A 5,795-nucleotide genomic window follows, 5' to 3' on the forward strand; every position below is an offset into this window, starting at 1 on the left:
CTGACTTGCGGCTCACTTATAATACCACAGCCACAGGAGAATGCAACCACTTTTTTGTTCTTTTTTGCATCTTTCTTTGCTGCATCACCGATAAGTGCAAGTCGCAGCATTTCGTGCAACTCTTTCCTTTTTTTCCTGAAGCCTCCGACAATTGAATACAGACCTCACACATTCGATACAGGCTCCCGCCAATCATCTGCAATCCACACCTCTCTCATGTCGCACCCTTTCCCCCTTTCCCTGTATCCGCCCCGGCCAGGGATGGCAAGGCCATCCACATCGGCAGACACCCATGGACTGTCTCCTCTTTTCCTGTATCCCCGCGGAAACTGTATAATGGATGCATGTCTGAAAAACGAGTCAAACTGCTGATATACTTCGCTGCGCTGTCAGCCGGCGCACTGCTTATTTCCAATCTCTCGGCGATCAAGCTCTGGGACCTGGGGGGAATCGCCGTGGATGGCGGAATCGTTCTGTTTCCTCTGACTTACATACTCAGTGACCTCACTGTGGAGCTCTTCGGAAAGAAGCTTTCCAGAACCGTGATCTATGCCGGTTTTCTGATCAACCTCATTGCCGTCTTCGTGTTCTATGCCGTGATTGCGCTGCCTGCGTACCCGGGGTGGGACATGCAGGAGGCCTATGCGGCTGTGCTCGGGTTCTCTCCGCGGATCATTTTCGGGTCCCTGGCGGGTTACCTCAGCTCCAATCTGCTGAACAACTGGCTGTTCATCCGGATGAAACACTCGGATTCGGCGTTCTCCCGGAGTTTCATTGCCCGGGCCCTGGGATCTTCGGCCCTGGCGCATATCGTGGATTCCGGTGTGTTTGAAACCGTGGCATTTCTTGGCGTGCTGCCATTCCAGGAATTCCTGCAGCAGGCGGTGTTCGCCTATGTTCTGGGGATGGGACTGGAACTGATTCTGTCGCCTCTGGAGGCTGTGATTGAAAGAAAGCTGAGGAAATCCCTGTGAAACCACTGAATACAACTGACAATCCGGTGACTGCCGGAGAAACACCCGCGCAGGAACTCCCTGCATTTTCCTTTGAAATCGAAAAACGGCTGCCGGGGCTGGGCCGTGCGGGGATCATTCACACGCCCCACGGCGATATCCGCACGCCGGCTTTCATGTGTGTGGGAACCCGGGGAGAAGTCCCTTTTGTGTCCATGGAAGAACTCCGGGCACTGGGAGCCCAGGCCATGCTCTCCAATGGCTATCACCTGCGGAATGCCTCGCCGGATATCGCCTCCCGGGGCGGGCTTGCGGCGTGGTCCGGCTGGAATGGGCCCACACTGACGGACTCCGGCGGATTCCAGGTCATGTCTCTGGGTTCGGGCATGGGCAAGGTTGTGGCAATGGAAAATCAGGACAATCTCGCCAATACCCCGCACCGCCAGCGGCTGGCGCATGTCACGGAGGAAGGCATCCGGTTCTGGGATCCGGTCCTTGAACGGGAGGATTTCATCGGGCCGCGGCAATCCATGGAGATCCAGTGCCGGATCGGCGCTGACATCCACATGGCATTCGATGAGCTCACCTCGCTGGCAGATGACTATGACTACAATGTCCAGGCCCTGGAGCGCACTGAACGCTGGGCACAGACCAGTCTGGATGTCCACAAGGAACACCGGGATGATCTGGGATACCGCCAGTCGCTGTACGGCGTGCTGCAGGGCGGCCGCTGGGAGGACCTGCGGCGGTCCACTGCCCGGAAACTCGGGGTCATGGACTTTGACGGCTATGGACTGGGGGGTGCGTTTCTGAAAAGCGACCTGGGGGAAATCCTGCGCTGGTGCAACGAAGAACTCCCGGAGAACAAACCCCGGCACCTCCTGGGCCTGTCCCATCCCGATGATATCCTCATCGGGATCTCCATGGGAGCAGATACTTTTGACTGTGTGGCGCCCACCCGGGAAGCCCGGCATGGCCGGGTGTATTCCCTGGACGGACCGGTGAATCTTGGACCCTGGAAAGATTCCGACCGTCTCATTGACAACGAATGCGACTGTCCCACCTGCAAAGCCGGGTGGACCCGGGGACAGCTGCGGGCGCTGTGGAAGTCGAAAAACGACAAGGAAAAGCTCTACCAGTACTTTCATCTGGCATCCGTCCACAACCTGCGCTTTATTCTGCGGCTGATGGAACAGGCCCGGCAGGCGATTCTGGACGGAACCTTCGAATCATTCAAAGAACAGTTCCTGGACCGGTATTATCACCGGAACAGCCACCGGGATGCCTGACCTGTCAGCCCTTTCCGGCAGCAGCCGTCCTCCTGCAGACAGCGGATCCTGAAAAACCCCGCAGGTCAGGAACAAACCACACACTGATAACGCCAGCAGGCAGCGGATATCCGGTTGCTGCACCGGACCCGCTGCCTGTTTTTTCTGTATATCCCCGGACTATGGCCGCCGGGCTTTTGCTTTCCAGACCTCCGGAATCAGGGAAGCCGCTTCTTCATCCACAATGAACTCCACATTCGGATGCATCCGCAGCCAGGACACCGGAAACATCGGATCCAGCGCTTCTTCCTCAAAAAACCGTTTCAGAAGCCCGGCTTTCCGGACACCGGAGCAGACCACAAAATAATGACTGGTTTTCATGTGCTCTTCCATTCCCGTGGTGATCGCATATTCCGGCACCTTCTGCCAGTCACCGCCAAACGCCGGTGCATTCTGCCGCCTGGTGGCTTCATCCAGCTTCACTTTGTGCGTCCGGGGATACAGCACAGGGCCCGGTTCATTGAAGGCAATATGACCGTCATCGCCAATCCCGGTGATCGCGATATCCAGCCCCGCCTCTGCAATTTCCTCTGCATACTGCCCAAGCTCCGCTTCCAGATCCTGCGCCAGGGCATCGGGATAGCGCACATTGGCCGGATCGATGTTCACATGATCCAGAAAATGTTCATGCATGAAATGAATGAAACTTTCCGGATCCTGAGGACCCAGCCCCGCGTATTCATCCATATCAAACGTGCGCATCCGGGAAAAATCCGCCTTTCCCGCCTCATACGCCTTCACCAGCTCCCTGTACATCCCGATCGGAGAATTCCCCGCCGGCAGACAGAACACCAGATCCGGTTTTTTCTCCAGCAGCGACAGCACTCTCTGCGCCATCACCTGACTGACTTCACTGTAATCCCTGCAAATCGTGAGTTTCATCTTCTTCCCTCCTGCGCTCAGCGTACCGCGAAACCCGGGAAGACGCAAGGAATTCTGGCGATTTCGCTAATTTTGATTCTCCGCCTGCCGGTTTCCCAGCCACCGGATCCCGTCACAAGTCACCAGTACATCCGGCTGACAGATCTCCAGAACCCCCCGGCGGTTGATCTTCGAAGGATCCGCCAGACAGACCACCTGCCCGCAGGCCCTTGCTGTCGCCGCTTTTCTCGCAGATTCCTCCGGATCGCTCCCCGTAGCCTGGTCCCCGGCAATTCCATCCGGGGAAAGAAAATACAGATCTGCCTGCAGACCCGCAGGAAAACCCCCGGTGAGCCGGTTGTGTTCCCGGTCCAGCCGGCCCCCGGTCACCTGCAGCGTCACATCACTGGAACGGCTCAGGATCTCCGCCGCCGTCCAGCTGGCAGTGATCACCGTGCACCGCAGCCCCCGGTTCAGGATTTCCTGCGCCAGTCTGGCACAAGTCGTCCCGGCATCCAGCACCACAGTCATGTCCTCCTGCAGAAGTTCGGCCGCCTGTCTGGCGATCTGTTCCTTTTCCCGTTCATTGAGATGAACCCGGCTGGCGTAAACCGTATTGCGGGGTGTTCCCTCGGTAGACACCGCACCTCCCCGCACCCGGCGCAGACATCCCTGTTTTTCCAGCACAGTCAGATCACTGCGGATCGTCGCGACACTCGCATGCAGAACCTGGCAGAATTCCTGCAGCGTCACCACTTCCTGTTTCTGCAGCATATCCCGGATCGCATCCCGGCGCATGCAGGCTTTTTTGTTCGTGTTCATACACAAAGTATAATGGAAGTCTGTCAGTCACTGACAGCTTTGCAGCGTTTCCTGCTGATGCGGCTGCGCCTGGCCCTGCTCTGCTCCCGGCGGATGAGAAGCCAGATCCCAAGCGCATCTGCCAGCAGCCAGCCGATGGGGACAGACCACCAGATGGCCTCCAGCCCGAATCCGGCATCCGGAAGCGTCCAGGAAAGCAGTACCCGGGTTCCCAGAGAAACCAGCGTCAGCAGCAGGCTGATCCCGGTGTTTCCAAACGCCCGGAAAAACCCGTACAGCAGAAACAGGATCCCGATTGCAAAATAGAAACTGCCTTCCACCACCAGATACCGGCTTCCCACCTCCAGCGCTCCCGGATCCTGGGGAATGAAACATGCCAGCAACCACCGGCGGAAAAGCAGAACCAGCAGAGATACACACAGACAGAACCCGCAGCTGATGACAACCGCCGTGCGGATACCGGACTTGACCCGCTGTGCTTTTCCCGCCCCATGATTCTGGGCAATGAACGTGGACGCCGCATTTCCGAATTCCTGCGCCGGCATATATGCGAAGCTGTCGATTTTGACCCCAGCCGCGAACCCTGCCATCACCTGCGGACCAAAGGTATTCACCTTTCCCTGCACCAGCAGGATCCCGAAATTCATCACAGACTGCTGCAGAGATGTCATCAGTGCCAGGGACGTTACCCGTTTTGCAGTCTGTGCATCCCAGCGGAAATCCCGCAATCCTGCACACAGAGAGGAATACCGGTGCCAGAACATCCCGGTGATCCCCACCGCGCTGATCCACTGCGCCGTCATCGTCGCCAGTGCCGCGCCGGCAGTTTTCCAGAGAGAAATCCACCAGAAATCCAGGACAATGTTCAGAATACACGTGACAATCAGCCACACCGCCGGCGTGCGGGAATCACCCACAGCCCGGAAAAAACCCCCGAAGAAATTGAACAGATACACCGCCGGGATCCCCGCTGTGATCCAGCCAAGATACGCCCGCATATCCGGGACAACCTCCGCCGGAATCTGCAGAAGCAACAGGATGGTATCCCGGAACAGCGTCATCCCAAGCCAGATTGCAAGCGCCGGCAAAGCCGTGACCACAAACGAATGCCACAGATCTGTCTTCAGACGCGCCGGGTCCCTTCGGGCATGATCCATGGAAAGCTGCACCCCTGTCCCCAGACACAACCCCAGAAAAATGCTCGTCACAAAATTCATCAGCGAGAAACTGCTGCCGGCAGCCGCCAGTGCCGTCGACCCCGCCAGCTGCCCGAGTATGATCGTATCCGCCACATTGTAAAGCTGCTGAAGAAAATTGCCGGCTATCATGGGCAGACTGAACATCACCAGACTCCAGGCTGTATTTCCCTGTGTCAGATCCATGCCCTGCCGTTTCACCACCCCGTTTTCCATTCTCATCCCTTCCTTTCCCGCCCATCATATACCTGACATACTGTGCATTCTACAGAAGTCCGAAAGGAGGAACCGGGTCAGCAGCATGACAGGGTGCGGTTTGCTCTGCCGATGGGGCCTGCGGCCCTGGCCGGGGCGGAGATTAGATGTGTGCTGTCTGCCTGTATTCTGAAAGTAAAAAAACCGATACCCTTTCGGATACCGGCTTTCTCAGTGGCCATGTGTTATTTTTGCCTTTCGGCTATCGTCACCGCAAGAGAGCTTGACTTCTGTGTTCGGGATGAGTACAGGTATTTCCTCTCTGCCATGATGACCACATCCGGAATCGTGTCTTTACCAATCTCTGAAAACCATACTCGATATTTCTTCCCGTTTCCTGTCTTCCGCAAAGCTGCGGGCCTTACTTCTCTTTCGATCAA

Annotated in this window: 5 protein-coding genes and 1 rRNA gene; 2 read left to right on the plus strand and 4 right to left on the minus strand. The window is 57.0% G+C overall.

Annotated elements, in window-relative coordinates:
• The first annotated feature begins 344 nt into the window (after positions 1-344).
• Both QZ305_RS11445 and tgt read left to right on the plus strand, forming a co-directional pair.
• The gene (locus QZ305_RS11445; protein ID WP_294732112.1) at positions 345-974 is read left to right on the plus strand and encodes a queuosine precursor transporter; all 630 of its coding nucleotides are present in this window, start codon (positions 345-347) and stop codon (positions 972-974) included.
• A gap of 5 nt (positions 975-979) precedes the next feature.
• Positions 980-2,242, plus strand: coding sequence for a tRNA guanosine(34) transglycosylase Tgt (gene tgt / locus QZ305_RS11450; protein WP_294732116.1), 1,263 nt, complete (start codon positions 980-982; stop codon positions 2,240-2,242).
• Between the two features lie 159 nt (positions 2,243-2,401).
• On the opposite strand, the gene QZ305_RS11455 is transcribed toward tgt, so the two are convergent.
• From QZ305_RS11455 to rrf, 4 genes are all read right to left on the minus strand, one after another.
• Positions 2,402-3,163 carry a glucosamine-6-phosphate deaminase gene (locus QZ305_RS11455; RefSeq protein ID WP_294732113.1) on the minus strand — a complete coding sequence of 254 codons (762 nt, stop codon included), beginning with the start codon at positions 3,161-3,163 and terminating at the stop codon, positions 2,402-2,404.
• 66 nt (positions 3,164-3,229) lie between these two features.
• Complete coding sequence (locus QZ305_RS11460) at positions 3,230-3,964, minus strand: DeoR/GlpR family DNA-binding transcription regulator (protein WP_294732114.1); 735 nt, start codon at positions 3,962-3,964, stop codon at positions 3,230-3,232.
• Positions 3,965-3,987: 23 nt separating this feature from the next.
• Positions 3,988-5,382, minus strand: a complete 1,395-nt coding sequence (locus tag QZ305_RS11465) for an MATE family efflux transporter (RefSeq protein ID WP_294732115.1) — start codon at positions 5,380-5,382, stop codon at positions 3,988-3,990.
• Positions 5,383-5,587: 205 nt separating this feature from the next.
• A 5S ribosomal RNA gene (gene rrf, locus QZ305_RS11470) occupies positions 5,588-5,694 on the minus strand.
• Between the last annotated feature and the right edge of the window lie 101 nt (positions 5,695-5,795).

It is taken from the genome of uncultured Faecalibaculum sp., assembly GCF_910588395.1.
Lineage (GTDB): Bacteria > Bacillota_I > Bacilli_A > Erysipelotrichales > Erysipelotrichaceae > Faecalibaculum.